22 protein-coding genes are annotated in these 24298 nt (G+C 38.3%); 15 read left to right on the plus strand and 7 right to left on the minus strand.

Annotation, left to right across the window (positions count from 1 at the left end; translation table 11 throughout):
• The first annotated feature begins 3 nt into the window (after positions 1–3).
• The 3 genes from ACQ2HF_RS10030 (at position 4) to priA (ending at position 3614) form a co-directional block, all read left to right on the plus strand.
• Positions 4–567, plus strand: a complete 564-nt coding sequence (locus ACQ2HF_RS10030; RefSeq protein WP_432410290.1) for a chalcone isomerase family protein — start codon at positions 4–6, stop codon at positions 565–567.
• 17 nt (positions 568–584) lie between these two features.
• Positions 585–1013: a DUF2147 domain-containing protein gene (locus ACQ2HF_RS10035; protein WP_432410291.1), complete on the plus strand. Its 429-nt coding sequence runs from the start codon at positions 585–587 to the stop codon at positions 1011–1013.
• Between the two features lie 150 nt (positions 1014–1163).
• Positions 1164–3614, plus strand: a complete 2451-nt coding sequence (gene priA / locus ACQ2HF_RS10040; RefSeq protein ID WP_432410292.1) for a replication restart helicase PriA — start codon at positions 1164–1166, stop codon at positions 3612–3614.
• On the opposite strand, the gene ACQ2HF_RS10045 is transcribed toward priA, so the two are convergent.
• A complete protein-coding gene (locus tag ACQ2HF_RS10045; RefSeq protein ID WP_432410293.1) occupies positions 3611–4324 on the minus strand; it encodes a LytR/AlgR family response regulator transcription factor in 714 nt (237 codons plus the stop codon). The two genes, priA and ACQ2HF_RS10045, sit on opposite strands and share 4 nt — an antisense overlap.
• A gap of 251 nt (positions 4325–4575) precedes the next feature.
• Here ACQ2HF_RS10045 and rpsF point away from each other — a divergent pair, with 251 nt between their 5' ends.
• Genes rpsF through rplI form a run of 3 tightly spaced genes read left to right on the plus strand, consistent with a single transcriptional unit; the run spans position 4576 to position 5693 of the window.
• Positions 4576–4923 (plus strand): 30S ribosomal protein S6, encoded by a 348-nt coding sequence (rpsF, locus tag ACQ2HF_RS10050; protein WP_432410294.1) that lies wholly within the window; start codon positions 4576–4578, stop codon positions 4921–4923.
• A gap of 3 nt (positions 4924–4926) precedes the next feature.
• The gene (rpsR, locus tag ACQ2HF_RS10055; RefSeq protein ID WP_432410295.1) at positions 4927–5223 is read left to right on the plus strand and encodes a 30S ribosomal protein S18; all 297 of its coding nucleotides are present in this window, start codon (positions 4927–4929) and stop codon (positions 5221–5223) included.
• Positions 5224–5237: 14 nt separating this feature from the next.
• Positions 5238–5693, plus strand: coding sequence for a 50S ribosomal protein L9 (rplI, locus tag ACQ2HF_RS10060; protein ID WP_432410296.1), 456 nt, complete (start codon positions 5238–5240; stop codon positions 5691–5693).
• 134 nt (positions 5694–5827) lie between these two features.
• On the opposite strand, the gene prfB is transcribed toward rplI, so the two are convergent.
• Positions 5828–6935, minus strand: a protein-coding gene (gene prfB / locus ACQ2HF_RS10065) for a peptide chain release factor 2 (RefSeq protein WP_432413079.1) whose coding sequence is annotated in 2 segments (ribosomal slippage) — positions 5828–6871 and positions 6873–6935 — 1107 coding nt in all. Because the reading frame shifts where the segments join, the coding sequence is not laid out codon by codon here.
• 178 nt (positions 6936–7113) lie between these two features.
• On the opposite strand from prfB, the gene ACQ2HF_RS10070 reads away from it, so the two are divergent.
• The 3 genes from ACQ2HF_RS10070 (at position 7114) to ACQ2HF_RS10080 (ending at position 11372) form a co-directional block, all read left to right on the plus strand.
• The gene (locus ACQ2HF_RS10070; RefSeq protein WP_432410297.1) at positions 7114–9525 is read left to right on the plus strand and encodes a zinc-dependent metalloprotease; all 2412 of its coding nucleotides are present in this window, start codon (positions 7114–7116) and stop codon (positions 9523–9525) included.
• Positions 9526–9692: 167 nt separating this feature from the next.
• Positions 9693–10316: a hypothetical protein gene (locus ACQ2HF_RS10075; protein ID WP_432410298.1), complete on the plus strand. Its 624-nt coding sequence runs from the start codon at positions 9693–9695 to the stop codon at positions 10314–10316.
• Positions 10317–10349: 33 nt separating this feature from the next.
• A complete protein-coding gene (locus tag ACQ2HF_RS10080) occupies positions 10350–11372 on the plus strand; it encodes a threonine aldolase family protein (protein WP_432410299.1) in 1023 nt (340 codons plus the stop codon).
• A 63-nt stretch (positions 11373–11435) separates the two neighbouring features.
• On the opposite strand, the gene ACQ2HF_RS10085 is transcribed toward ACQ2HF_RS10080, so the two are convergent.
• On the minus strand, positions 11436–11756 hold the full coding sequence (locus tag ACQ2HF_RS10085) for a YegP family protein (protein WP_432410300.1): 321 nt from the start codon (positions 11754–11756) through the stop codon (positions 11436–11438).
• 108 nt (positions 11757–11864) lie between these two features.
• Positions 11865–12194: a YbaB/EbfC family nucleoid-associated protein gene (locus tag ACQ2HF_RS10090; RefSeq protein ID WP_432410301.1), complete on the minus strand. Its 330-nt coding sequence runs from the start codon at positions 12192–12194 to the stop codon at positions 11865–11867.
• 66 nt (positions 12195–12260) lie between these two features.
• On the opposite strand from ACQ2HF_RS10090, the gene ACQ2HF_RS10095 reads away from it, so the two are divergent.
• The 3 genes from ACQ2HF_RS10095 to ACQ2HF_RS10105 all read left to right on the plus strand — a co-directional run bounded on the left by ACQ2HF_RS10095 (position 12261) and on the right by ACQ2HF_RS10105 (position 17011).
• A complete protein-coding gene (locus ACQ2HF_RS10095) occupies positions 12261–14402 on the plus strand; it encodes a S9 family peptidase (RefSeq protein WP_432410302.1) in 2142 nt (713 codons plus the stop codon).
• A 77-nt stretch (positions 14403–14479) separates the two neighbouring features.
• A complete protein-coding gene (locus tag ACQ2HF_RS10100) occupies positions 14480–15514 on the plus strand; it encodes a PLP-dependent cysteine synthase family protein (RefSeq protein WP_432410303.1) in 1035 nt (344 codons plus the stop codon).
• 237 nt (positions 15515–15751) lie between these two features.
• The gene (locus tag ACQ2HF_RS10105) at positions 15752–17011 is read left to right on the plus strand and encodes an aminotransferase class I/II-fold pyridoxal phosphate-dependent enzyme (protein ID WP_432410304.1); all 1260 of its coding nucleotides are present in this window, start codon (positions 15752–15754) and stop codon (positions 17009–17011) included.
• Between the two features lie 96 nt (positions 17012–17107).
• Here the strand turns inward: ACQ2HF_RS10105 and ACQ2HF_RS10110 are convergent, their stop codons facing one another.
• From ACQ2HF_RS10110 to ACQ2HF_RS10120, 3 genes are all read right to left on the minus strand, one after another.
• The gene (locus tag ACQ2HF_RS10110) at positions 17108–17725 is read right to left on the minus strand and encodes an N-acetylmuramoyl-L-alanine amidase family protein (RefSeq protein WP_432410305.1); all 618 of its coding nucleotides are present in this window, start codon (positions 17723–17725) and stop codon (positions 17108–17110) included.
• Positions 17726–17812: 87 nt separating this feature from the next.
• The gene (locus ACQ2HF_RS10115; RefSeq protein ID WP_432410306.1) at positions 17813–18931 is read right to left on the minus strand and encodes a GNAT family N-acetyltransferase; all 1119 of its coding nucleotides are present in this window, start codon (positions 18929–18931) and stop codon (positions 17813–17815) included.
• A gap of 12 nt (positions 18932–18943) precedes the next feature.
• Positions 18944–19960: a transporter gene (locus ACQ2HF_RS10120; RefSeq protein ID WP_432410307.1), complete on the minus strand. Its 1017-nt coding sequence runs from the start codon at positions 19958–19960 to the stop codon at positions 18944–18946.
• 111 nt (positions 19961–20071) lie between these two features.
• Here ACQ2HF_RS10120 and ACQ2HF_RS10125 point away from each other — a divergent pair, with 111 nt between their 5' ends.
• The 3 genes from ACQ2HF_RS10125 to ACQ2HF_RS10135 all read left to right on the plus strand — a co-directional run bounded on the left by ACQ2HF_RS10125 (position 20072) and on the right by ACQ2HF_RS10135 (position 24266).
• Positions 20072–20359 carry a DUF4834 family protein gene (locus ACQ2HF_RS10125; RefSeq protein WP_432410308.1) on the plus strand — a complete coding sequence of 96 codons (288 nt, stop codon included), beginning with the start codon at positions 20072–20074 and terminating at the stop codon, positions 20357–20359.
• Between the two features lie 182 nt (positions 20360–20541).
• Complete coding sequence (locus ACQ2HF_RS10130) at positions 20542–22986, plus strand: hypothetical protein (RefSeq protein ID WP_432410309.1); 2445 nt, start codon at positions 20542–20544, stop codon at positions 22984–22986.
• Positions 22986–24266 (plus strand): glycosyl transferase family 1, encoded by a 1281-nt coding sequence (locus ACQ2HF_RS10135; protein WP_432410310.1) that lies wholly within the window; start codon positions 22986–22988, stop codon positions 24264–24266. The genes ACQ2HF_RS10130 and ACQ2HF_RS10135 overlap by 1 nt, the downstream gene beginning before the upstream one ends.
• The last annotated feature ends 32 nt before the right edge of the window (positions 24267–24298 follow it).

The raw sequence follows: 24298 nt of genomic DNA on the forward strand, positions 1-24298 counted from the left end.
AAAATGAAAAAATTACTAGTACTCCTCGTTGTAGCATTTACAGTAAATGCAACTATTGCCCAAACCCAAGTGGGCGCTGTTACGTTACCAAATTCAGTGAATTTTGGTGGTGAAGACTTAGCATTAAATGGTGCAGGAATCCGTAAAAAAGCTTTTGTCCTCAAATTATATTCTGGTGGATTATACCTTCAGAAAAAATCTTCAGACGCAAAAAATATTGTGAATGCAGACGAGACTATGGCTATCAAATTGCATATCACATCTGGATTTGTTTCTAGTGAGGCTATGAGTGATGCGGTAAGTGAAGGGTTTGATGCCTCAATGAACGGAAACACCTCTTCGCTGTCTTCAGAAATTGAAAAATTTATCAGTTTCTTTAGTGCTGAAATTGTAGAGGGAAATATTTTCGATATTACCTACCAAAAAGGAACGGGCGTTGTTGCTTACAAAAATGGAAAAGAATTAGGAACCATTACTGGAATGGCTTTTAAAAAGGCACTTTTCGGAATTTGGCTAGGCGATAATCCCGCAGATACGAAGCTTAAAAAAGAAATGTTAGGTAAATAATAAACCGAAAAAATACTATGAAAAATATATTAAGTACGCTTGCAATCCTTTTAGTAACTTTTTCAACCCTTTCGGCACAGAGTGTTGTAGGGAAATGGAAAACCATTGACGACAATTCCGGAGAAGCAAAATCTATTGTAGAGATTTACGAACAAAATGGTAAAGTCTATGGTAAAATTATCGAGATTTTTAATAAAGAGCGTGAAGATGCTCTGTGTACCGAATGTGAAGGAGCCGATAAAGATACGCCTATTAAGGGGATGGTGTTTATAAGAGGTCTTGAAAAAGACGGAGATGAATATAACGGCGGAAAAATCCTCGATCCAGAAACGGGAACCTTATATAAATGCTACATTGAACTGGAAGAGGCCAATAAATTAAAAGTACGTGGCTATGTAGGATTTGCCCTGTTAGGAAGAACCCAATATTGGGTGCGAGCTCAATAATACTGTTAATAAGTAACACCAAAGGTCGTTCAATTATTGAACGACCTTTTTTATTTTTACGAACCATAGTCTGTCCCAGTTTTTTTGAGAAACCATGACCCATACACTAAGTACCCAATTCCTAGATAACTCGATAACCAACTTACCAAATTGTATTTTATAGACGTCATACTTCCAATTCCATTAAAGCAACGTTTCACCTACAGTGTAAATAAAGATGAAGCTTTCTTTTTACGTCCAGGAATGCGCGTGGCTGTACCTTTTGGGAAGTCCAAAGTATATACTGGAATTGTATACAAAGTACATAGTAACGACCCTCCCACGTATGAAACCAAAACGATAGATCAAATACTGGATGAAAACCCCATCATTACCGAAATCCAATTAAAACATTGGGAATGGATGGCTGCTTATTATATGTGTACGTTGGGCGAAGTAGTAAGAGCCGCCTTGCCCAGTGCGTTTTTATTAGAAAGTGAAACTATTATTAAGTTGATTGACGACGCAAAAGTAGAAGATGTTGAATTAACAGACGATGGTTTTTTAATAGTGGAGGCACTGCGGAACCAATCTTCGCTTCATATAAACGATGTGCGCTCTATTTTGGACCGGAAGAATGTGGTTTCGGTAACACAATCCCTATTTGAAAAAGGAGTTATTACCATCGAAGAAGAAGTCTACGAGCAGTACACGCCCAAAATGAAGCGCTATATAAAACTAGCTGCTCCTTACACTTCCGAAGAAAACTTAAGAGAATTATTAGACTCGATGCATCGAGCACCAAAACAGAAAGAAGTTTTGATGACGCTTTTTATGCTTTCCTCAAAAGAAAGAAAACCGATTGAGTCTACACTACTTCAGAAACAAAGTAATACAACTGCCAGTGTGCTAAAATCGTTACTGGATAAACATATTTTAGAAGAATTTTACGAGCAACAGGATCGGGTACAATATTCTGGAGAAGATACCAATCCTATTAAAGCCTTAAGCGAAGCGCAAAAAACTGCGTTTAAAACTATTAAAGAAACTTTTACTGAAAAGGATATTACGTTACTCCACGGTGTTACTTCCAGCGGAAAAACGGAAGTGTACGTAAAACTTATTTCTGAAATTTTAAAACAAGGAAAACAAGTATTATACATGCTTCCTGAAATTGCCTTGACTACACAACTGATTACTCGATTACAAAATTATTTTGGGGAACAAGTTTCGGTGTATCATTCCAAATATTCTGTCAATGAAAGGGTAGAGGTTTGGAACAACGTGTTGGAGAATAAACCGAAAGCACAAATTGTCATTGGCGCACGCTCTTCGTTGTTTTTACCCTTTCAGAAGTTAGGATTGCTAGTTGTAGATGAGGAACACGAACCTTCTTTTAAACAATACAACCCTTCGCCACGTTACCACGGTAGAGATGCGGCAATTGTCCTGGCCAATTTACATCAGGCAAAAACCCTCTTGGGAAGTGCCACACCATCCTTAGAGACTTATTACAACGCCCAGCACGATAAATATGGATTGGTGTCGCTTACAGAACGTTTTGGAAATGTAATGATGCCAGAAATTGAGTTGGTAGACATTAAAGAAAAACACAAGAAGAAATTAATGAAAGGCCATTTTAGCGATCGTTTGGTAGAATCCATTCAGGCAGCATTGGACAATGAGGAACAGGTAATCTTGTTTCAAAATAGACGCGGTTTTTCTCCTTTTGTAGAGTGTAAAACGTGTGGAACAGCTCCCCAATGCCCCAATTGCGATGTGAGCCTTACGTATCATAAACACAAAGGACAATTGCGCTGTCACTATTGTGGCTTTAACATGCAAATGATGGCGGCTTGTTTTGCTTGTGGAAATCCAACTCTGGACACCAAAGGTTTTGGGACAGAGCAAATAGAAACCGAATTAAAATCACTTTTTCCAGAGCATACGGTTGCCAGAATGGATCAGGATACTACCCGGGGCAAACATGCCTATGCTAAGATTATTGAGAAATTGGAGAACCGGGAAGTCGATATCTTGGTTGGGACACAAATGGTTGCCAAGGGATTAGATTTCAGAAATGTAAGCCTTGTAGGCGTTATGAATGCCGATACGTTACTGAACTTTCCAGATTTTAGGGCCCACGAACGATGCTTTCAGTTATTACAGCAAGTATCGGGTAGGGCAGGGCGCACAAAGAAAAGAGGAACTGTATTGATACAAACGTTTAATCCGCTGCATCAAATTTTACAACAGGTAAGCGCGAACGCGTATGAGGCGATGTACAAAGAACAAACAGAAGATAGATATCAATTTAAGTATCCGCCATTTTATCGTACTATTAAAATAACTTTTAGGCATAGGAATTATGAGGTGATGCAAAAGGCATCGATATGGTTTGCGAGGGCTTTGCAGGTTCAGTTTAAAGAAAATATTCTAGGACCAGAACCACCACCAGTGGGAAGGGTGCGAAATCAATTTATAACCAATATCATGGTAAAAATACCTAAGCAACAATCTTTAGGAAAAACAAAGAGGGTTATTGGGAAAATTCAACAGACTTTTGACGCTATCAAAGATTTCTCCAGCGTTAAACTTACTATAGATGTAGATAATTATTAAGCGCGCATAGTAGCTGCAAGTGCTTCGATCAATTCAGATTTTCGGTTTCTACTTAGTGGCAGTTGTTCTTTATCGAGCTCAATCACCTTGCTATTGTATTTTTCAACCTTTTCGAGATTTACAATGTACGATTTGTGAATACGTAAAAAACGTTCAGAAGGTAGTAAGCTTTCAAAAGCTTTCATGGTAGAGAGTACGACAAGGGCATCGTGCTCGGTTACAAGTTTTACATAATCTCCAAGGGCTTCAATGTAGCGTAGTTCGTTTAAGAAAACTTTTCGCTTTTTCAAATTACTTTTTACAAAAATAAAGTCTTCTTCGTCAAAACCGTCGTCATTCTTTAACTTAAAGTTTGTAATTGCTTTGTGTACTGCATTTAAGAAGCGATCTTTAGAAATAGGTTTCCTTAGGTAATCCACTGCGTCGTAGTCAAAAGCTTTAAAGGCATATTTGGTTTTACCTGTAACAAAAATAATCTGTGGTTTGTGGGTAAGGTCATCCAATAGGTCAAAACCAGAAAGTATAGGCATTTCAATATCTAAAAAGATAAGATCTATTTCTGTGGTAGCCAATCCCATTTTTGCTTCAATAGCATTATTATACTCAGCTACGAGGTCTAAAGAGGGATGATTTTCAATCAATTTTACAATCGAAAGTCGTTGTAACGTAGAATCGTCTACGATAGCGCATTTTAATATAGGTTTCTCCACGGTTAAGTTGAATTGGTCTACAAGTATATTAAAAAATATCGACGAATGGTAAGTTTTTTTAACTTTTATCGTGTAAATATTACATTTTAACTAGTGGGGAAAGAAAACACTTACATTTTTAAAGATACTTTAATTGTGTTATTTCAGTAAAAATACACTGCATAAGGGTTTGTTAGTTTTAATAAAAGTACTATTTTTGCACGCTCATTAGCAAGGTGCTAGTGTTTATTTAAACTATTAATAGATTTTTTATGAATCATTACGAAACTGTTTTCATCTTGAATCCCGTTTTATCTGAAGAACAGATAAAGGAAACAGTAAAGAAATACGAAGATATTCTTATTTCTAAAGATGCAAAGATGATATCCAAAGAGGACTGGGGGCTAAAGAAATTAGCCTACGCTATCCAACACAAAAAAAGTGGTTTTTATCACTTATTTGAGTACACTGTAACTGGAGAGGCAATTAATGCCCTTGAGGTAGAATTTAGACGTGACGAACGTATTATGCGTTACCTTACTGTAAGCCTAGACAAGCATGCAATTTCTTGGGCAGAAAGAAGAAGAACTCGTGATAAAAAACAAAAGAAAACCGCATAAGTTATGGCAACATTACAACAGCAAGCAAAAGGAAAAAAAGACGGAGAGATAAGATATCTTACTCCGCTTAACATAGAAACGAGCAAAGCGAAGAAGTACTGTCGTTTTAAGAAGTCTGGTATTAAGTATGTAGATTACAAAGATGCAGACTGGCTAGGAGGATTTGTAAACGAACAAGGTAAATTGTTGCCACGTCGTTTAACAGGAACTTCTTTAAAGTACCAACGCAAAGTAGCCGTGGCCGTAAAAAGAGCACGTCACTTAGCTTTGATGCCTTATGTAACCGATTTATATAAATAGAAAACAGGACAACCATGGAATTGATATTAAAGAAAGACGTAGAGCACCTAGGGTTTACAGATGACGTTGTTACTGTAAAAAACGGGTACGGAAGAAACTACTTGATCCCTAATGGAGCAGCTGTATTGGCAACTCCTTCTGCGAGAAAAGTATTGGCAGAAACGTTGAAACAACGTGCATATAAAGAGAAGAGTGTTATAGAAAGCGCTCAAAAAGAAGCAGATAAATTAAATAACTTAGTAGAGTTTAAAATTACTGCTAAGACTGGAGAAGGTGACAAACTTTTTGGTTCGGTTACCGATGCAGATTTAGCAGATGCTTTGGATAAAGAAGGTGTTTCAATTGAGAAGAAATTTATCTCAGTTGCTGGTGGTGCTATTAAGCGTACCGGACAGTATGAAGCAACCATCCGTTTCCACAGAGAAGTAATTTCTACTTTTACTTTCGACGTAATAGCAGAAGCGAAGTAAGCTATACAGAAATATAAAAACTAAAAAGACCTTTTCATGTATTTGAAAAGGTCTTTTTTTTATGCTGAAATTATTTATTTTTCACTCACAACTCACAACTCACAACTCACAACTCACAACTCACAACTCACAACCTATAGCTCATCACTAGCCTCATCTTGCCCAGCCATCATTAAGTAAGCCTTTAAAAACTCATCGATATAGCCATCTAACACAGCGTCTGGATTGGTGCTTTCGTGATTGGTGCGTACGTCTTTCACCAATTTGTAGGGTTGTAGCACATAGTTTCTAATCTGGCTGCCCCACTCAATCGCCATTTTGTTCCCTTCAATCTCGGCACGTTTTTCTTGTTGTTTCCGAAGCTCGATTTCGTATAACTGAGACTTCAACATTTGCATCGCTTTTTGACGATTTTCCAGTTGGCTACGTGTTTCGGAATTATGAATCACTATCCCCGAAGGATGGTGCGTCAGGATAGCTTTGGTTTCTACCTTGTTTACATTTTGTCCACCAGCGCCAGAACTACGGGCAAATTCCCAGTTAATATCGGCTGGGTTAATGTCTATTTCAATAGTATCATCGGCTAAGGGATACACATAGACACTCGCAAAACTCGTATGGCGCTTGGCGTTACTATCAAAAGGAGAAATTCGCACTAATCTATGTACGCCATTTTCACCTTTTAACCAACCGAAACCAAAATCACCATCAATTTCGAGTGTCACGGTTTTTATTCCCGCAACATCCCCTGCCTGATAATTGAGCTCTTTTACTTTATATCCGTTTTTTTCGGCCCACATTAAATACATGCGCATAAGCATCTGTGCCCAATCGCAACTTTCGGTACCACCAGCACCAGCTGTGATTTGAAGTACCGCCGAAAGATCATCCCCTTCGGCACTCAGCATATTTCGGAATTCTAACGCTTCTATAGCTTCTATAGCTTTTCCATACCGTATCTCTACACTTTCTGCTTCGCCTTCGCCTTCCTTAAAGAATTCGTAGAGTATTTCGGCGTCATCGGTTAAAGCTAGGGCGGTGTCATAATCTTCTACCCATTTCTTTTTATTCCGATGCGTTTTCATAAAAGCTTCCGCTTCCCGCGGATTGTTCCAAAAATTTGGATCGAATGTTTTTTCTTCTTCGTTTTGTATCTCGATGCGCTTTCTGGCTACGTCAAAGATATTGCCTTAACGCTTCCAGGCGGTCGCGAAGGTCTTGGAGTTGGTCGTTTGTGATCATGTCATTCCCGCGAAGGCGGGAATCTTTTCCCACGCTCCTTTTTTTATTATGTTGTAAAAATAACCCTTCTCCATTTCAGAAAAAAGAAAAAGCGCAACAGAGCGCGGTGCAAACTAGATTTTATATATTTATAACTTGTACCTATGTAACATTCAGCCTTACTTCCAAATTTCAACTTATGAAAAATATAATCCTCTTAACATTCCTCTGCGGAAGTATCCTCTGCAACGCTCAGTTTTTAGACAAAAAGAAAAATCTCCAACGGTTTGATGGCTACTTCAGTTTTCAGTATTCTGAAAAAGATGGCGAAGTTTATCTGGAAGTTCCAAAGGATAAATTAGAAGAAGAATTCCTCTACGTACATTCGCTGCGCACAGGTTTAGGAAGCAATGATATAGGTTTGGATCGTGGGCAATTGGGCGATCAAGCTGTGGTGAAGTTTGTGCAGAGCGGTAATAAACTATTGCTATTTCAACCTAATTTGAAGTATCGCGCCAACACCGATAATGCCTTAGAAAAGAAATCGATTGCTGAAGCATTTGCGACTTCAGTTTTATTCGGTTTCGAAATAAAAGACACCCTAAATGAAAAATTTGTCATAAATCTCACGCCTTTTCTGCTAGAAGATGCAAACGGAGTTGCCAAGCGATTAAAAGATGGTAAAGAAGGTGCCTACAAACTAGACAAAACCCGAAACTCCATCTGGATGGAACGCACCAAATCTTTTCCAAAAAATACAGAGTTTGAAGCCTTGCTAACTTTTGTAGGGGAACCAACGGGTGGCAACATTAGAAGTGTAGCGCCAGATGCGAATGCTGTTTCGGTAATACAACACCATAGTTTTGTGGAGTTGCCAGATAGCGGCTATACACCAAGAGAATTTGACCCACGAAGTGGTTCGTTTTCTATTTCGTATCAGGATTATAGCACGCCCATTTGGGAGCCTTTAACCAAGCGTTTTATCACGCGTCATAGACTGGAGAAGAAAAATCCGTTGGCCGAAAAAAGTGAAGCCAAAGAACCTATCATTTATTATTTAGACCCCGGAACACCAGAGCCAGTGCGTTCTGCTTTGTTGGAAGGCGCGCGTTGGTGGAATCAGGCCTATGAGGCTATTGGCTATACCAATGCATTTCAAGTACAACTACTTCCTGGAGATGCAGATCCTATGGATGTGCGTTATAATGTGATACAATGGGTGCATCGCAGTACCCGCGGCTGGAGTTACGGAGGAAGTGTGATAGACCCCCGAACTGGTGAAATTATTAAAGGGCATGTAAGTTTGGGAAGTTTGCGTATTCGTCAGGATTTTATGATTGCGCAGGCGTTGATGAACAAACCATTTGCTGAAAGGGACGATACTTACCAACCTATGTTGGAAATGGCACTCGCCAGAATTAGACAACTAAGCGCGCACGAAGTAGGGCATACCTTAGGTTTTGCGCACAATTTTGCCGCCAGTACCAACAATAGAGCGAGCGTGATGGATTATCCGCATCCTACTTTAACACTCAAAGGAAAAGAAGTAGATTTTAGCAATGCGTATGCTACTGGCATAGGCGACTGGGATAAAGTGACTGTGGCGTATAGTTATAGTAATCCGCCAAAAAGCACTTCGGAAAGCTCTTATTTGAATGAAATTTTAGCAAAAGCACAAAAAAACGGACTGCGATACATAACCGATAGCGATGCAAGAGCACAAGGCGGCGCGCACGGCAAAGCACATTTGTGGGATAACGGAAAAGATGCTTCGGAAGAATTGGAAGCAATGCTGAAACTTCGGAAACAGGCGATTGCTAATTTTTCTGAAGATAATATTAAAAACGGCGAACCTTATTCAGTGTTAGAAGATGTGTTTGTACCGTTGTATTTCTACCACCGTTTTCAAACCGAAGCTGCTGTAAAATTGATTGGTGGAATGGATTATAACTACGCGGTAAAGGGCGATGGGCAATTAATTCAGCAAACTCTTTCTAAGAAAGAACAGGAAAAAGCATTGGAAGCAGTGTTAGAGACATTAAAAGCAGATAATTTAGCTATTCCAGAAGACAAGTTGAAGTTATTTCCACCACGCGCGTATGGCTATGGTAGAAATCGGGAGAGCTTTAAAAGTAATAACGGTGTGGCGTTTGATGCTTTAGGAGCCGCCGCAACAGCAAGCGATATGACGTTGGAATTATTGTTAAATCCAGATAGAGCCAACCGCTTGGTACAACAAAAAGCGCTAGACTCAAAAGGGTTAGGACTTGATGATGTATTGCAGGAAACTATCGCTGTGGTGTTTTCTTCAGCAGAAAAAGATGCGTACAAAAAAGAGGTGCAGCAGACAATTCAATTTGTGTATTTACAACGTTTGATGGATCTGGTGTTGCATTCGGAAAGCATCCCGCAAACAAAAGCTTTTGCGAACAATGCCATTGACGCTATTGCTTTAAGCTTAAAATCGGATACTGCTTTTGAAAAACAATTGCTTCGGGATATTAAACAATTTTATGAAAAGCCAGAAAACTTTAAACAGTTTTCAACACCAAAAATTCCAGACGGAAGCCCTATTGGGAGCTTTGAGTGTTTGGTGGATACATTAAATTAATTAGTTATTTTTTGACTTTTTTCTTTCATCTTTCAGCGAAGCGATCTTTTATCTTTCTTCTTTTTCCGAGAATTATAAACGAGAATTTGGTGGTTTATAATTTCAATTTATAATTTAATAATCACGTGTTTTTTATTGTACATTTATGCTACTAAAATCTCAAAAAAATGAAAACGTTCACCTCACTTTTTGTATTGCTGTTTTGCTTCACTATGGTGGCGCAAAAAGATATGGCTTCGGTAGAAGCGCAAGTAGCAGATTTTACCTCTAGTCTTGAAAACCGAAACATTGACAAATATTTTACCACAATGCGCTACTGCAATGGTGAAACTCAAATGTTTGTAATGCCGGATGGTTCTCGTTGTTTTTCGCAAGGCACGTATGCAGCTGGCTACGTTGTTTGGATGGAAGAGGAAGAAACCATGATTAAGAAAATTGATAATTGCGGCATGTTCGCTTCAGTAGCACTATCTACTAATGAATTGTTTGAGTATTATACGGATCATGTGGAAGCACTTCAGCAAAATAAGGTGAAGCCGTATGAAATTGCCAACCGTGAAGGCGGCCCCATTTTAAGGACTGAAATTAAGGACTGTCATAGAAAATATAAATTTGTAGAAGAAGCGACAGAAGGCATGCAGGAATTTAAACCTTTCGATCTTACTAACGAAGCCCGCGAAAAAAATATAAATTTCGACTATAATAAAGAGCTTGCAGTTACAGCCTTAGAAACCATGATGGACAATGCAATTGCCGAACTAGAAGCAAGCGCAGCATACATGCGTATGTAAACACATCTTAATCACATACAGAATACAATTGGCATGACAATAGATTTACGAAGCGATACCGTAACCAAACCTACGGAAGGAATGTTACAGGCTATTATGAACGCTCAAACCGGGGACGATGTATACAAAGAAGATCCAACGGTAAATGAGTTGGAAAGACGCGTAGCAGATTTCTTTGGGATGGATGAAGCCTTGTTTTTTCCTACCGGAAGTATGGCCAATCAAGCCGCGATTAAATTACATACGCAGCCAGGAGAGCAATTAATATGCGATAAATGGGCTCATGTATTTAATTATGAAGGCGGTGGTGTTTCATTTAACAGTGGGGTTTCGTGTAAGTTGGTAGATGGTGATAGAGGCATGATAACGGCACAACAAGTTTTGGAGAATATTAATCCGCCAGACTTTTATCACAGTCCGTTAACGTCTTTAGTTTGTTTAGAAAATACAACCAACAAAGGTGGTGGTGCGTGTTACGATTTTGCTGAAATCGAAAAAATAAAAGCAGTTTGTGACGAACATAGCCTTGGGCTTCATTTGGATGGTGCTAGATTGATGAATGCGCTAGTAGCTACAGGAGAAGATCCAAAACGCTACGGAAAAATGTTTGATACTATTTCATTGTGTTTCAGTAAAGGCTTGGGGACGCCTTTAGGAACTGTATTGGCAGGAAAGAAGGAGATAATGAAAAATGCCATACGTGTACGTAAAATTCTAGGGGGTGGAATGCGACAAGTAGGTTTTATGGCTGCGGCAGGTTTGTATGCCTTAGATAACAATGTAGACCGTCTTGCCGAAGATCATAAAAAAGCATTGGGTATTGCAAATGTACTGTCTCATACAGTATATGTTTCAAAAGTAGAACCTACCGAAACCAATATTGTTATCTTTTATCTTGCTGAAGGGTATTCAGAAGAAAAATTCATGAAAGAATTAGAAAGTAAAGGAATACGTATTAGCAATATGGGACACGGCAAGTTGCGTGTTGTAACGCATTTGGATTACTCCGATGCTATGCACGATGCCTTTCTTTCAATCCTTAAAGAGTACGCATAAAAAAAGCACTCCGTTATGGAAGTGCTTTATAATTTAGTAACGCAATAAAATTGTATCGAATTACTATTCTACTTCTTTAATTTCAGCTCCAGGAGCATTTTTCTTTACAGACTCAATACCGTTGTTCATTCCAGATTCTCCTGCGTACATTTGGCTACTTCCAATTATTTGACCATTGGTAGCTTTTACGTTGAAATGAAACTTTCCGTTTTTGGCAGTTTTCTTTTCGTAAGACTTATCATCCCCACAGTTTTTTTGTACAGATGCAATGCCATTTTTAGCCGCAGCTTTGGAGTTATACATTTCACTTGAAAGGATAACTTGACTGTTTCCAGCTTTTAATACAAAATGATATTGATCGTTTTTTTTCTTTAATTCGAACATACTATTAGGTGTTTTATTAATTATTTATCTGTTAATGACCTAAATATCGCAAAAAAAAGCCATTTGAAGAAAAGAAATTATAGAAATATTACTCAGAAAGAATCCTTTTTATTTTCCAAGGAGGCCTTCCATCCCAGGGATGTTAGGCATGCCTTCTTTAGCAACCGCAGCCAATTCGGCCTCGTTAATACTCGTTGCATTTTTAATTGCTTTGTTAAGTGTAAGAATTAAATAGTCTTCCAGCTGCTCCTTATCTGCTAATAAACTATCATCAACTTCAATTGTTTTAATATTTCGGTTGGCGGTAAGGGTTACTTTCAGCAATCCGTCACTGCTTTGCTCATCTATTAAAACAGTATCTAATCTTTTTTTTGTAGCCTCTACTTTGGCCTGGGTCTCTTTTAATTTACCCATCATTCCCATTAAATCTCCAAACATATTTTTTAGTTTAATTAATGGTGCAAATTTAGTACTTTGCAACTACAATTAATCAACCTTAACATTATGAAAAATCTCACCATCTTTTCCGCAGCTTGCCTTATTTTTGCCGTTGCTTGTAACGATACTAAAACTTCTGAATCTAAAAAAGAAATGGACATAACCCCTCCTAAGGCCGAGAAAATTGCTAAAAACCTAGAGATGCATGGCGATGTACGACAGGATGAATACTATTGGCTTAATGATAAAGAAAATCCAGAAGTGATTGATTATCTGGAGCGTGAAAACGATTATTACGATAAGCTAACAGCACATACCAACGATTTTCAAAAGGATTTATTTGAAGAAATGAAGAGCCGTATTAAAGAAGATGACGCCTCGGTACCTTATTTTTACAATGGCTATTATTATATTACGCGTTATGAAACGGGGAAGGATTATCCTATTCACTCCCGTAAAAAAGGAAGTTTGGATGCCCAGGAAGAAATTATGTTTAATGTAAATGAAATGGCCGATGGGCATTCGTACTACGCTTTAAACGGAATTAACGTGAGTCCAGATAACAAATGGGCTGCATTTGGAATAGATACCGTGAGCCGTCGTAAATATACCATTCACATTAAAAACTTAGTTACTGGAGAGATTGTTCCAGAAACAATCCCACTAACAACAGGAGGCTCTACGTGGGCAAACGATAGTAAGACGTTGTTCTACACTAAAAAGGATGAGCAAACATTGCGTTCCAACCAGATATTCCGCCACATAAAAGGAACAGATACGTCTAAAGACAAACTTATTTTTACAGAAGAGGACGAAACTTTCGGAACTTATGTCTACAAAACAAAATCTGAAGAATGGTTGGTTATTGGAAGCTACAGTACGTTAACATCTGAATTTCAGATTTTAAATGCGAATAAACCCGAAGGTGATTTTAAAGTATTTCAACCAAGAATACGTGGTTTGGAGTATAGTATTTCTCATTATGGTGATGATTTTTATGTCGTAACCAATTTGGATAATGCGACCAACTTCAAATTAATGAAGACCCCTGAAACCAAAACCAAACTGGAAAATTGGACGGAGGTTATTCCCCATAGAAAAGACGTATTTCTGGAGGACATCGATATCTTTAAAGACTACCTAGTAGTAAGCGAGCGTGATAATGGATTAAATAAAATTCATGTCAAGCGCTGGGACGGTAACCAGGAGTATTACCTTCCGTTTACGAGTGAAACATATACGGCATCACCGACACAGAATATCGAATTTGACACTACAATTTTACGTTATGCCTATAATTCTTTGGGAACCCCAGCATCTATCATAGATTTTAATATGGAGACCCATGAAAAGACAGTCATGAAACAAACCGAAGTATTGGGAGGAAATTTTGACTCTGCCAACTACGAAGAAAAACGAGTTTGGGCTACAGCGGCTGACGGAACGAAAATTCCGGTGAGTATGATTTATAAAAAAGGAACAAAAATGGACGGTTCTAATCCGTTACTACAATATGGTTACGGAAGTTATGGTGCTACTATCGACCCTTATTTCTCTTCCGTACGGTTGAGTTTGTTGGATAGAGGTTTTATTTACGCTATCGCACACGTACGAGGAGGACAATATTTAGGAAGACAATGGTATGAAACCGGAAAATTATTGACCAAAAAGAATACGTTTACCGATTTTATAGATGTTTCTAAATTTCTAATTGCTGAAGGCTATACATCTTCAGAACATTTATATGCATCAGGTGGTTCTGCTGGCGGTCTTTTAATGGGAGCCGTGGTAAATATGGCGCCAGAATTATACAATGGGGTAGTAGCATCTGTACCTTTTGTAGATGTGGTGACCACAATGTTAGACGATAGCATCCCGCTTACTACGGGAGAATATGACGAGTGGGGAAATCCAAATGAGAAAGAATATTACGATTATATGAAATCCTATTCTCCATACGATAATGTAAAAGCGTTAGACTACCCAAATATGCTCGTAACAACAGGGTTACACGACTCTCAAGTACAGTATTTTGAACCCGCAAAATGGGTTGCCAGAATGCGCGATCTTAAAAAAGGAGACCACCTATTATTGTTCCATACCAACATGGAAGCAGGACACGGGGGCGCCTCTGGACGTTTTGAAGCTTTAAAAGAAGTAGCAAGGGATTATGCCTTTATTCTTGACTTAGAGGGTAAAGCGAAGTAATTCAAATATTTCACTATCTTTGTCACCGAGTTTTAAAAAGTGCAGTGCACTCTTTTAAGTGAACCTAACTCCTCTATATGAAAGAAATTAAGGCTTACTCGAATGTGTTGGAACTAATTGGCAATACGCCATTAATACAACTCAATCGCATTACCTCGCAAATGAAAGGGAATTTCTACGCTAAAGTAGAAGGATTTAACCCTGGACATTCGGCTAAAGACCGTATAGCACTTCATATTATTGAAAAAGCTGAAAAGCAAGGCATTCTAAAACCAGGCGACACAATTATTGAAACAACTAGTGGGAACACAGGATTCAGTATCGCTATGGTAAGTGTTTTGAAAGGCTACCAATGTATTTTGGCAGTGAGTTCAAAATCTTCCAAAGATAAAATCGATATGCTTCGTACTATGGGAGCCACGGTACACGTTTGTCCGGCCAACGTAGCGGCAGACGATCCAAGATCTTATTACGAAGTTGCCAAACGCTTGCATTCTGAAATTGCCGACTCGGTGTATATCAATCAGTATTTCAATACCTTGAATATTGAAGCACATTACGAATCTACAGGACCAGAAATCTGGAATCAAACTGGGGGTCAAATTACCCATCTAGTAGCGTGTAGTGGGACTGGAGGAACAATTTCAGGAACAGCACGTTTCTTGAAAGAACAAAACCCAGAGGTAAAGGTGATTGGTATAGATGCATATGGATCTGTACTTCAGAAATACCACCAAACACGTGAGTTTGATACAAATGAAATTTATCCATACCGTATTGAAGGATTAGGTAAAAACTTGATACCAACAGCAACCGATTTTGATAGTATAGATGCTTTCATTAAAGTAACCGATGAAGACAGTGCACATACCGCAAGAGAACTCGCGAAAACCGAAGGTATCTTTGCAGGATATACTAGTGGCGCAGCCATTCAAGGATTAAAACAATTGGATGAAGAAGGTGTTTTTGATAAAGATAGTGTGGTGGTGGTAATTTTACCAGATCACGGGTCACGTTATATGAGTAAAATTTATAGTGACGAATGGATGGAACAGCAAGGCTTTACAGAGGCTGAAACTGAAGTGACAGAAAGCATTCAGTATATAAAATAAAATACCACGGCAATATATAGAAACCCGAAGCAACTTGCTTCGGGTTTTTTTGTGTATTAGCCTCTGCTTAGGGTTGGGGTAAACCAATGCGGTTCTCATTTGCTGGAGCTAAAAATAATACTATAAATTTTCATTCTTCTTTTTACAGAGGAACATTAATTCTGAAATCGCAAAATACATTGCCATCATGAATAAAATACCTATTTTTGCACTTCGTATTGAAACTAAAGCGTATTGATGAGAGATTTATTCGATAAAATTTATAAGGACAAAGGGCCGTTAGGCAAGTGGGCAGAGCAAGCAGAGGGATATTTTGTATTCCCAAAATTAGAAGGGCCCATTAGCAACAGAATGAAGTTTAACGGCAAAGAAGTAATCACCTGGAGTGTCAATGACTATTTAGGACTTGCCAACCACCCCGAAGTTCGTAAAGCAGACGCTGAGGCTGGCGCTAAATACGGTTCTGCCTATCCAATGGGCGCTCGAATGATGAGCGGTCATACCGATTTACACGAGCAACTTCAAGACGAATTGGCTGCTTTTGTAAATAAAGAAGCGTCTTATTTACTAAATTTTGGGTACCAGGGAATGGTTTCTACCATAGATGCCTTAGTCTCAAAAGATGATGTGATTGTATATGATGTAGATGCACACGCGTGTATAATTGACGGAGTGCGCCTACATTTAGGGCAACGCTTTACCTACAAGCACAACGATATGGAAAGTATCGAAAAGAACTTAAGACGTGCAACCAAAATGGCCGAAAAAACAGGCGGAGGAATTCTTTTGATTTCTGAAGGTGTTTTTGGAATGCGCGGTGAGCAAGGTAGATTGAAAGAAATTGTAGCGCTTAAGAAAAAATTTAACTTTCGTTTATTTGTAGATGATGCCCACGGTTTTGGAACACTTGGTAAGACAGGTGCTGGAGCAGGTGAGGAGCAGGGTGTTCAAGATGATATTGATGTATATTTTGCAACCTTTGCAAAATCTATGGCAAGTACAGGAGCTTTTATAGCAGGTGATGAGGAAATTATGAATTACCTTAAATATAACTTGCGTTCTCAAATGTTCGCTAAGTCATTACAAATGCAATTGGTAGAAGGCGCTTTAAAGCGTTTGGATATGTTACGTACCATGCCCGAGTTAAAAGAAAAACTGTGGGAGAATGTAAACGCCTTGCAAGGCGGATTGAAAAAACGTGGGTTCGATATTGGAACCACACAAAGTTGTGTGACTCCAGTATATCTTAAAGGAAGTATCCCAGAAGCAATGGCTTTGGTAAAAGATCTTCGTGAAAATCACGGTGTATTTTGTAGTATTGTAGTATACCCGGTAATTCCAAAAGGACTTATATTACTACGAATGATTCCAACAGCAACACACACCCTTCAAGATATTGAAGAAACTTTAGAAGCTTTCGATGCGATTAGAGAAAGGCTTGAAAATGGAACTTATAAAAGATTATCCGCTTCTGTAGCCCAAGCAATGGGAGAATAGTTTTTGAAGTACGATTTAAGAACGACGAGTTACGAATGACATATATAAAAGAAAGCCTGCTAAAACTAGCAGGCTTTCTTTTTATGAAAAATATTTTTATTGATTACTAATAGCAACTAGCAACACCTTTGCGATTTCGTTTTGTTTGAAATCATTTTGCAAAATACTTCTGTCTTTTGGATTTGATAAAAAGCCAAGTTCAACAGCTACTGCCGGAGCCTCACTATTTTTCAGTACATAGAAATTAGCGCTTTTAACCTTTGAAGTTTCAAAAATCCCTTCAGCTTTCATAGTGTTCATTACACTATTTGCCAATTTCTTAGATAAAACAGATTGTTTGCCTTGGTCTGAAAAGAATACCTCCATACCAGAAATTTCGGTATTATCGCTATCATTTATATGAAGCGAAAGCACCACATCTGGTTTTAAGTTGTTTATAAATTGCACGCGATCCTGTAAAGAGATAAAAGAATCGTCTGTTCTGGTGAAATGTAATTGTACATTGGCATCTTTGCTTAGCAGTGCCATTTTATTCGCAATTTGTTGAACAATTTCTTTTTCTATCAATGTACCTTCGGACGTTCCGGTGTCTTCTCCACCGTGCGAAACGTCAACGACTACCGTGACAATTTTTTCTGTTTTTTTTGGAAATGTAGTGAACGCTAGAGATGCTATCACAAATAAAGCTACAAGCGATTTTGCAATAATTTTCATATAGTTTTGGTTTAGGATTAGTGCTATTAGAACTGTATTTCAGCCAAAATTATTGTGCTACATACAAGGGTATGCCCTAAAAACCATTTAAAGTGTTTTTCTAAAGGTACTGCGTCGCTTGTGCATTCTAGGTTCATAATCTTTCCAAAGAAGCTGTACAGCAGTATTCTCTTCCAGTTCTGGATTGGTTTCCACCTTATCTATTCCTTTGCTGTTAAAGAGGTGTTGCATTTCTTCAAAAACAATGGCAGTAACACCTTTTCCCTGGTATTCAGGATCAATACCTATTAAGTAGAATGCGGCACGATCATTTTTTCGTTGTGCTTGCCATAAATGATACCAGCCAAATGGAAAAAGACTCCCATTTGCTTTTTTTAAGGCTTTGGTAAACGAAGGCATCACAATACTAAATGCTATGAGCTTTCCAGCTTCATCTTTGATACATGTAATATAATCTGGATGTATAAAACTGAAGTATTTTTCCTTGTAATAATCTATCTGGTATTGTTGAATAGGGACAAACGTTTGTAATGTATTATAGGTTTTATTTAGTAGTCCAAACATTTCATCTACATACGGCAAAATCTCTTTTTTATTCTTAAACCGAATTACAGATAAGCCGTAACGCTCTCTAATAATCCTAGAAAACTTAGCTACTTTTTCTTTAATGGAGGGCGGGATACTTAATTTATACTCAACCCAAGTGGCTTGCGTTTCAAAACCTAATTGCTTGAAGTGTTCTTTGTAGTACGGGTAATGATACCAGGTGATCATGGTGTTCATTTCATCATACCCTTCAATTAAAATACCTGCTTTTTCCATATTACTGAAACCTACGGGACCTTCGGCATATTCTAAGTTGTGCTCTTTCCCTTTTTCGTACACCTTTTCAAGTAATGCTTTGGTCACTTCAATATCGTCCACCACATCAAACCATCCAAAACGAACCTTCTTTTTTCCTAGTTCGTTTATTTCAAGATGGTTTATGATAACAGCTATACGGCCAGCAACTTTTCCATTTTGGTAAGCGAGATAATATTCAGCTTCGGCATTTGAGAACACAGGGTTTTTATCGCGATCCAGCGTTTCTAGTTCGTCTTTAATAAGAGGGGGAACCCAATACTCGCAGTTTTTGTATAACGAAAATGGAAACGTTACAAACTGTTTTAGTTGAGTGGGGTTGCTTACTTGGGTAATTTCAATCATTAGATTCTGCTACTAGTTAAGTCTGCCATCGTCACCACCGTCGTCGCCATCATCTTCAAAGCCATCTTTTCTTTTATTCTTCTTTTTCTTGGCTTTTTTCTCTCCTTTATCGGCTCTTTTTTTATCACGACCGGCTTTTCCTTTTTCTTCAATAAATTCGTCTTTGTTATGCATATCAAATCGATAGGCAACTCCAACTCTGCTTTCCCAGAAAGAAGGCGTATCTTTAAAATTGAGTGCGCCAGAGAGGTCTATATGTAAATTAGGCGAAATAAGTACCGCTGCACCACCACGAAATATCTGATCTGCGTAAAAATCGCTTTTAAACCCCTGGTTCTCAATAAAAATTGAGAAATAGCTATTGGTAGCGTGCGTTAAGGTGAGAATATATCCATACGTTGGAAAATCTGTACCAATACGGTCTGCAATAATATTAGTTACAAACACAAAGCCACCTATCCAATTATTTTGTGTAGAGAGAACTACTTTAGGACTAATTTCTGCTTCTACATTTGGTGTAAAACGGTTATCGGCAAAATCGAAATTAGCTCCGGCATACAGTGAAACAGCTGGGATTAAATCTCTCCATTGAAAGCGATTATTGGCTTTCCAGCTGTATAAATTTGGACCTTCCAGTTCCATTTTTCGATATGGATCGTAAATTAAATATTTCGCACCTATGGTATTGCTTCTAAAATTAGAAAATTTATCGTCTGTGACTAAAGTACCTCGGGTAATTTCGCCACTATTATTGCGGTATTCTCCAATAATACTTACCTCCAGTTCTTCTCGCCAAACGCCATAACGCGCCGAATAATCCCATCCAAAAGTTGTGTAGTCTGTCCCTAACAGTTCGTGTTTTTCGTTTCCGTAACTAAACCCTGACTCAAATTGTAACACGTTAGTTCCTACCGAAAAGGCTCCTTGAGAGACTCCCGGACGGTTGGTGTTAATCATTTCGGTATATTGGGCATTGCTGCAGAAAGGCAACAGGAATAGGCAACAAAGAAAGTATTTGAATGATTTCATAGTTGTTGGGTTCTAGTCAAAGATAGTATTTTATCATTATTTTAATACGTACGAGCCACCTTTTTTATAGGGCAAATTGTACTTTTGAAGTTTAAAGCTATTATCGGTATTATGGATTTTCTTAAAACGGTACTAATCATACTTTTGGTATTTTTTGCTCTTCGCTTTTCGTGGAAATTGGCAAAACCATATCTTTTTAAATATATCGCAAAAAAAATGGGGCAACGATTTGAAAAATCATTTGGTGCCAATCCTTTTGGCGATTCCCCCTTTCAGCAAACTACAAATACTAAAAATGCTAAAAAGGAAGGTAAGGTAACGATAGACAAAGATGCGCCCAATACTCGAAAAACTTCTAAGACGGTTGGAGAGTATGTAGATTTTGAGGAAGTGGATTGAATACCACAAGAAGCATTATTTGCGACCTAGGAACTGCTGAAAATACCAAACGCCAAAATTAAAACTTCAAAATTAAGTGGTTTAAAAAGACTGTTTACATCTGAAATTATTAAATATTCAGCTTCTTATAAAAGTCATATTACTTTTTTGTAATTTTCCACCTCTATTTTAGCTACTCATTTATGAACGTTTCAGTAAAGAAATTTCTTCCCCATCTCGTTGTTTTACTACTTTTTGTCATTGCTTCCTTGGCGTATTTTAGTCCTGTGTTGCAAGGCAAAGCAATTTTCCAGAGTGATATTGTGCAATACACAGGAATGGCTAAGCAACAAAGCGATTTCAGAGAAACCACAGGCGAAGAAACCTATTGGACAGATTCCGCTTTTGGAGGGATGCCTACCTATCAATTAGGAGCTAAATATCCACACAATTATATTAAGAAATTAGACTTGGCGCTTCGGTTCTTACCACGCCCAGCAGATTATCTCTTTCTTTATTTTATAGGAATGTATATTCTTCTTCTGGTGCTGAAAGTTGATTATAAGCTAGCTTTTTTAGGAGCTTTAGCATTTGGTTTTTCTACCTATCTCATTATTATTTTAGGAGTAGGACATAATGCAAAAGCACACGCCATAGCCTATATGCCATTGGTTTTAAGCGGAATTTTTCTCACATTTAGAGGTAAATATCTTTGGGGTTTCCTCTTAACTACCGTAGCCATGGGACTAGAGTTGGTGACCAATCACTTCCAGATGACCTATTATTTACTACTATTGGTTTTTTGTATAGGTATTGCGTATTTGATAGATGCAGTAAAGAAAAAAATGCTCCCACATTATTTTAAAGCAATTGGGGTAATGGCTCTTGGAGTACTAATAGCCGTAGGCCTTAACGCTACCAATATTTTAGCAACAAAAGAATACGCAGATACCTCTACAAGGGGAAAAAGCGAGCTCACCATTAACCCAGATGGAACCAAAAAAGAAGCCGTTGAAGGCTTAGATTACGAATATATTACCCAGTACAGTTATGGGAAATTAGAAAGCTTTAACCTACTTATTCCTCGTTTTATGGGTGGTGGTAGTAGCGAACCTTTACCAGAGGATGGTGAAACAGTAGAAACTCTCATTAAAATGGGTGCGTCCCCACAAGATGCCAATCAGGTTTTGCAGCAATTACCTGTGTATTGGGGAGATCAGCCCATTGTGGCTGCTCCAGCGTATGTAGGTGCGATTTTATTATTCTTGGCGGTGTTAGCTTTGTTTTTAGTGCGGGGTAGATTTAAATGGTGGGCTATTGCAGGCTTGTTATTAAGTCTGTTTTTATCTTGGGGAGATAATTTTGATACCCTTACACGGTTTTTTGTAGATACGGTTCCTTTATATGATAAATTTAGAGCTGTATCCTCTATTCAAGTCTTGATAGAATTAATTATACCTGTACTCGCGGTAGTAGGGTTGCATCAGTTTTTTAGCGAATTCACCAAGGAGGAAAAGCGCAAAAAGGCATTATTGTTTTCCGCTGGAATAGTAGGCGGTGTCATCCTCATTTTTATGCTGTTGAAGAGCGCCATCCCGGGATTCGATTTTGCGAGTCCTTATGACGCTGGTATTCGGGAGCAATTGGGGAATGATTTGGTACAAGCCGTTCGGGCAGACCGCGCTTCTTTATTTATGACCGATGCCTTTCGCTCATTGATTTTAGTGTTAGTAGCCGCTGGAGCGTTGTGGTTTTTCTTAAAAGACAAGCTGAAACAAACCGCTGTTATTGGTGTTTTAGTCTTGTTGGTGTTGTTCGATCTGGTGGGCGTAGACAGGCGTTATGTAAATAACGAAGATTTTGTGCAAAAACGGATTATGGAACAACCTTTCCCAATGAGTAGTGCGGACGAAATGATTCTGAAAGACGATGGCCATTTTAGAGTTTATGATGCGACAAACGATGCTTTTAATAGTGGGGCAGCAAGTTTTTACCACAATGCATTAGGAGGGTATCACGCCGCCAAACCAGGTAGAATGCAGGATATTGCAGATTTCTACTTATACAATGGTGATGTAGGGATTATGAATATGCTGAATGTAAAATACTTTATCGTGCAAAACAAAGGCGGTGGTCCTGTAGCGCAACGTAATCCCTATACTAACGGGCCAGCTTGGTTTGTAGAAAATTTGCAGTTTGCTGAAACTTCTAATGAAGAGATTCAATTACTAGATAGTTTGGATACTAAGAAAACTGTGATTGTTCATCAGGAATTTAAAGATATACTACCGCTGTCCACTATACAGCGCGATAGTACTGCAATGATAGAATTGGTAGCTCATCAACCCAACCATTTAACGTACGAAGCGAGTACCACAAGCCCACAATTGGCTGTTTTTTCTGAAGTGTATTATCCCGAAGGTTGGAATGCCTACATTAACGGAAAACCTGCTAATTATATCCGTGTTAATTATTTATTACGTGGCATGACAATCCCTGCGGGAAACAACAAAATCGAATTCAAATTTGAGGCGGCTGTGGTTAAAAAAGGAAGTAGAATTGCTTTGGGTAGTAGTATTCTTTTACTGTTAGCCTTGCTGGGCGGTTTGTATTTTACTTTTAAAGGTAAAAAGGAAATCGATTCTTAATGAAACGTGTCCTCGTCATAACCTATTATTGGCCACCTGCAGGAGGGCCAGGTGTACAGCGATGGTTGTACTTTGTGAAATATTTCAGGGAATTTGGAATTGAACCCGTAGTGTATATTCCGAAAGATGCGCATTATCCGTTGCGGGACGAAAGTTTTTTAGCTGAAATACCTTCGGATATTGAGATGATAAGCCAGCCCATAAACGAGCCTTATAAATTTGCCAAATGGTTTTCAAAAAAGAAAACGAAGCAGATGAGTAGTGGTATTATTGCCAAGAAAAATCTTTCGGTACTAGATAAATTGCTGCTCTATATTCGAGGTAATTTTTTTATTCCAGATGCTAGAGTTGGTTGGGTAAAACCTTCAGTTGTATTTCTAAAAAGATATTTGGCTAAAAATCCTGTTGAAACGATCATTACATCTGGCCCTCCTCATAGTTTGCATTTAATTGGACTTCAGCTTAAAAAAGAAATAGGGGTCTCATGGCTAGCAGATTTTAGAGATCCCTGGACCACTATTCACTATCACGACTCGTTACAATTAACTAAGAGGTCCAGAAGAAAACACAAGCAACTAGAAGCTGAAATATTACAAACTGCCGATGTTGTAACAGTAACAAGTCCTACTACTAAAAAAGAGTTCCAAGCGATTACAAAACGTCCTGTGAGGATAGTCACCAACGGTTTTGAAAGAAAAGAAACTATTACTACATATCTAGATGCTAAATTTTCTATCGCACACATCGGTTCTTTATTAAGCGAACGCAATCCCATACTGTTATGGGAAGTTTTAAATGAATTAGCGTGTAAAGTAGAAGGATTTCGAGACGACCTTGAAATAGTTTTGGCAGGAGTAGTAGGTGAAGAAATTTTAGAAAGTATTTCAAGTTTTGGGTTGTCTCAAAACCTTCGGAATGTTGGATATGTTTCACATAAAGAGGCACTTCAGTTACAACACAATGCACAGCTATTACTATTGTTAGAAATTGACAGCCCGGAAACCTGCGCTATCATTCCTGGAAAATTATTTGAATACATCAGGGCCGAACGTCCTATCATAGCCATTGGCCCAGAAGGCAGTGATATTAAAGCCGTTTTAGAAGAATCTAGGAGTGGAAAGTTTTATACTTCAGCAGAAAAGCAAGCGCTCAAAAATTCAATTCTACAATACTATTCCGAATTTAAAAAAGATGGTGTGCAGGGTATTGTCGCAAATATTTCAAAATATACACGACAGTATTTATCCGAAAAGATGGCGCAAATTCTTAAACAGCTTTAAATACGAAATCCCTGCTCATCGTATATACGAAT

Source organism: Rasiella sp. SM2506, from assembly GCF_050859505.1.
Taxonomy (GTDB): domain Bacteria; phylum Bacteroidota; class Bacteroidia; order Flavobacteriales; family Flavobacteriaceae; genus Marinirhabdus.

Coding starts and splice junctions, on each gene's coding strand:
- rpsF (WP_432410294.1), top strand. CDS start 4,576: ATGAATCATTACGAAACTGTTTTCATCTTGAATCCCGTTTTATCTGAA.
- ACQ2HF_RS10135 (WP_432410310.1), top strand. CDS start 22,986: ATGAAACGTGTCCTCGTCATAACCTATTATTGGCCACCTGCAGGAGGG.
- rpsR (WP_432410295.1), top strand. CDS start 4,927: ATGGCAACATTACAACAGCAAGCAAAAGGAAAAAAAGACGGAGAGATA.
- ACQ2HF_RS10120 (WP_432410307.1), bottom strand. CDS start 19,960: ATGAAATCATTCAAATACTTTCTTTGTTGCCTATTCCTGTTGCCTTTC.
- ACQ2HF_RS10035 (WP_432410291.1), top strand. CDS start 585: ATGAAAAATATATTAAGTACGCTTGCAATCCTTTTAGTAACTTTTTCA.
- ACQ2HF_RS10080 (WP_432410299.1), top strand. CDS start 10,350: ATGACAATAGATTTACGAAGCGATACCGTAACCAAACCTACGGAAGGA.
- ACQ2HF_RS10075 (WP_432410298.1), top strand. CDS start 9,693: ATGAAAACGTTCACCTCACTTTTTGTATTGCTGTTTTGCTTCACTATG.
- ACQ2HF_RS10070 (WP_432410297.1), top strand. CDS start 7,114: ATGAAAAATATAATCCTCTTAACATTCCTCTGCGGAAGTATCCTCTGC.
- rplI (WP_432410296.1), top strand. CDS start 5,238: ATGGAATTGATATTAAAGAAAGACGTAGAGCACCTAGGGTTTACAGAT.
- ACQ2HF_RS10110 (WP_432410305.1), bottom strand. CDS start 17,725: ATGAAAATTATTGCAAAATCGCTTGTAGCTTTATTTGTGATAGCATCT.
- ACQ2HF_RS10130 (WP_432410309.1), top strand. CDS start 20,542: ATGAACGTTTCAGTAAAGAAATTTCTTCCCCATCTCGTTGTTTTACTA.
- ACQ2HF_RS10100 (WP_432410303.1), top strand. CDS start 14,480: ATGAAAGAAATTAAGGCTTACTCGAATGTGTTGGAACTAATTGGCAAT.
- ACQ2HF_RS10105 (WP_432410304.1), top strand. CDS start 15,752: ATGAGAGATTTATTCGATAAAATTTATAAGGACAAAGGGCCGTTAGGC.
- ACQ2HF_RS10125 (WP_432410308.1), top strand. CDS start 20,072: ATGGATTTTCTTAAAACGGTACTAATCATACTTTTGGTATTTTTTGCT.
- ACQ2HF_RS10115 (WP_432410306.1), bottom strand. CDS start 18,931: ATGATTGAAATTACCCAAGTAAGCAACCCCACTCAACTAAAACAGTTT.
- ACQ2HF_RS10090 (WP_432410301.1), bottom strand. CDS start 12,194: ATGTTTGGAGATTTAATGGGAATGATGGGTAAATTAAAAGAGACCCAG.
- ACQ2HF_RS10095 (WP_432410302.1), top strand. CDS start 12,261: ATGAAAAATCTCACCATCTTTTCCGCAGCTTGCCTTATTTTTGCCGTT.
- ACQ2HF_RS10030 (WP_432410290.1), top strand. CDS start 4: ATGAAAAAATTACTAGTACTCCTCGTTGTAGCATTTACAGTAAATGCA.
- ACQ2HF_RS10085 (WP_432410300.1), bottom strand. CDS start 11,756: ATGTTCGAATTAAAGAAAAAAAACGATCAATATCATTTTGTATTAAAA.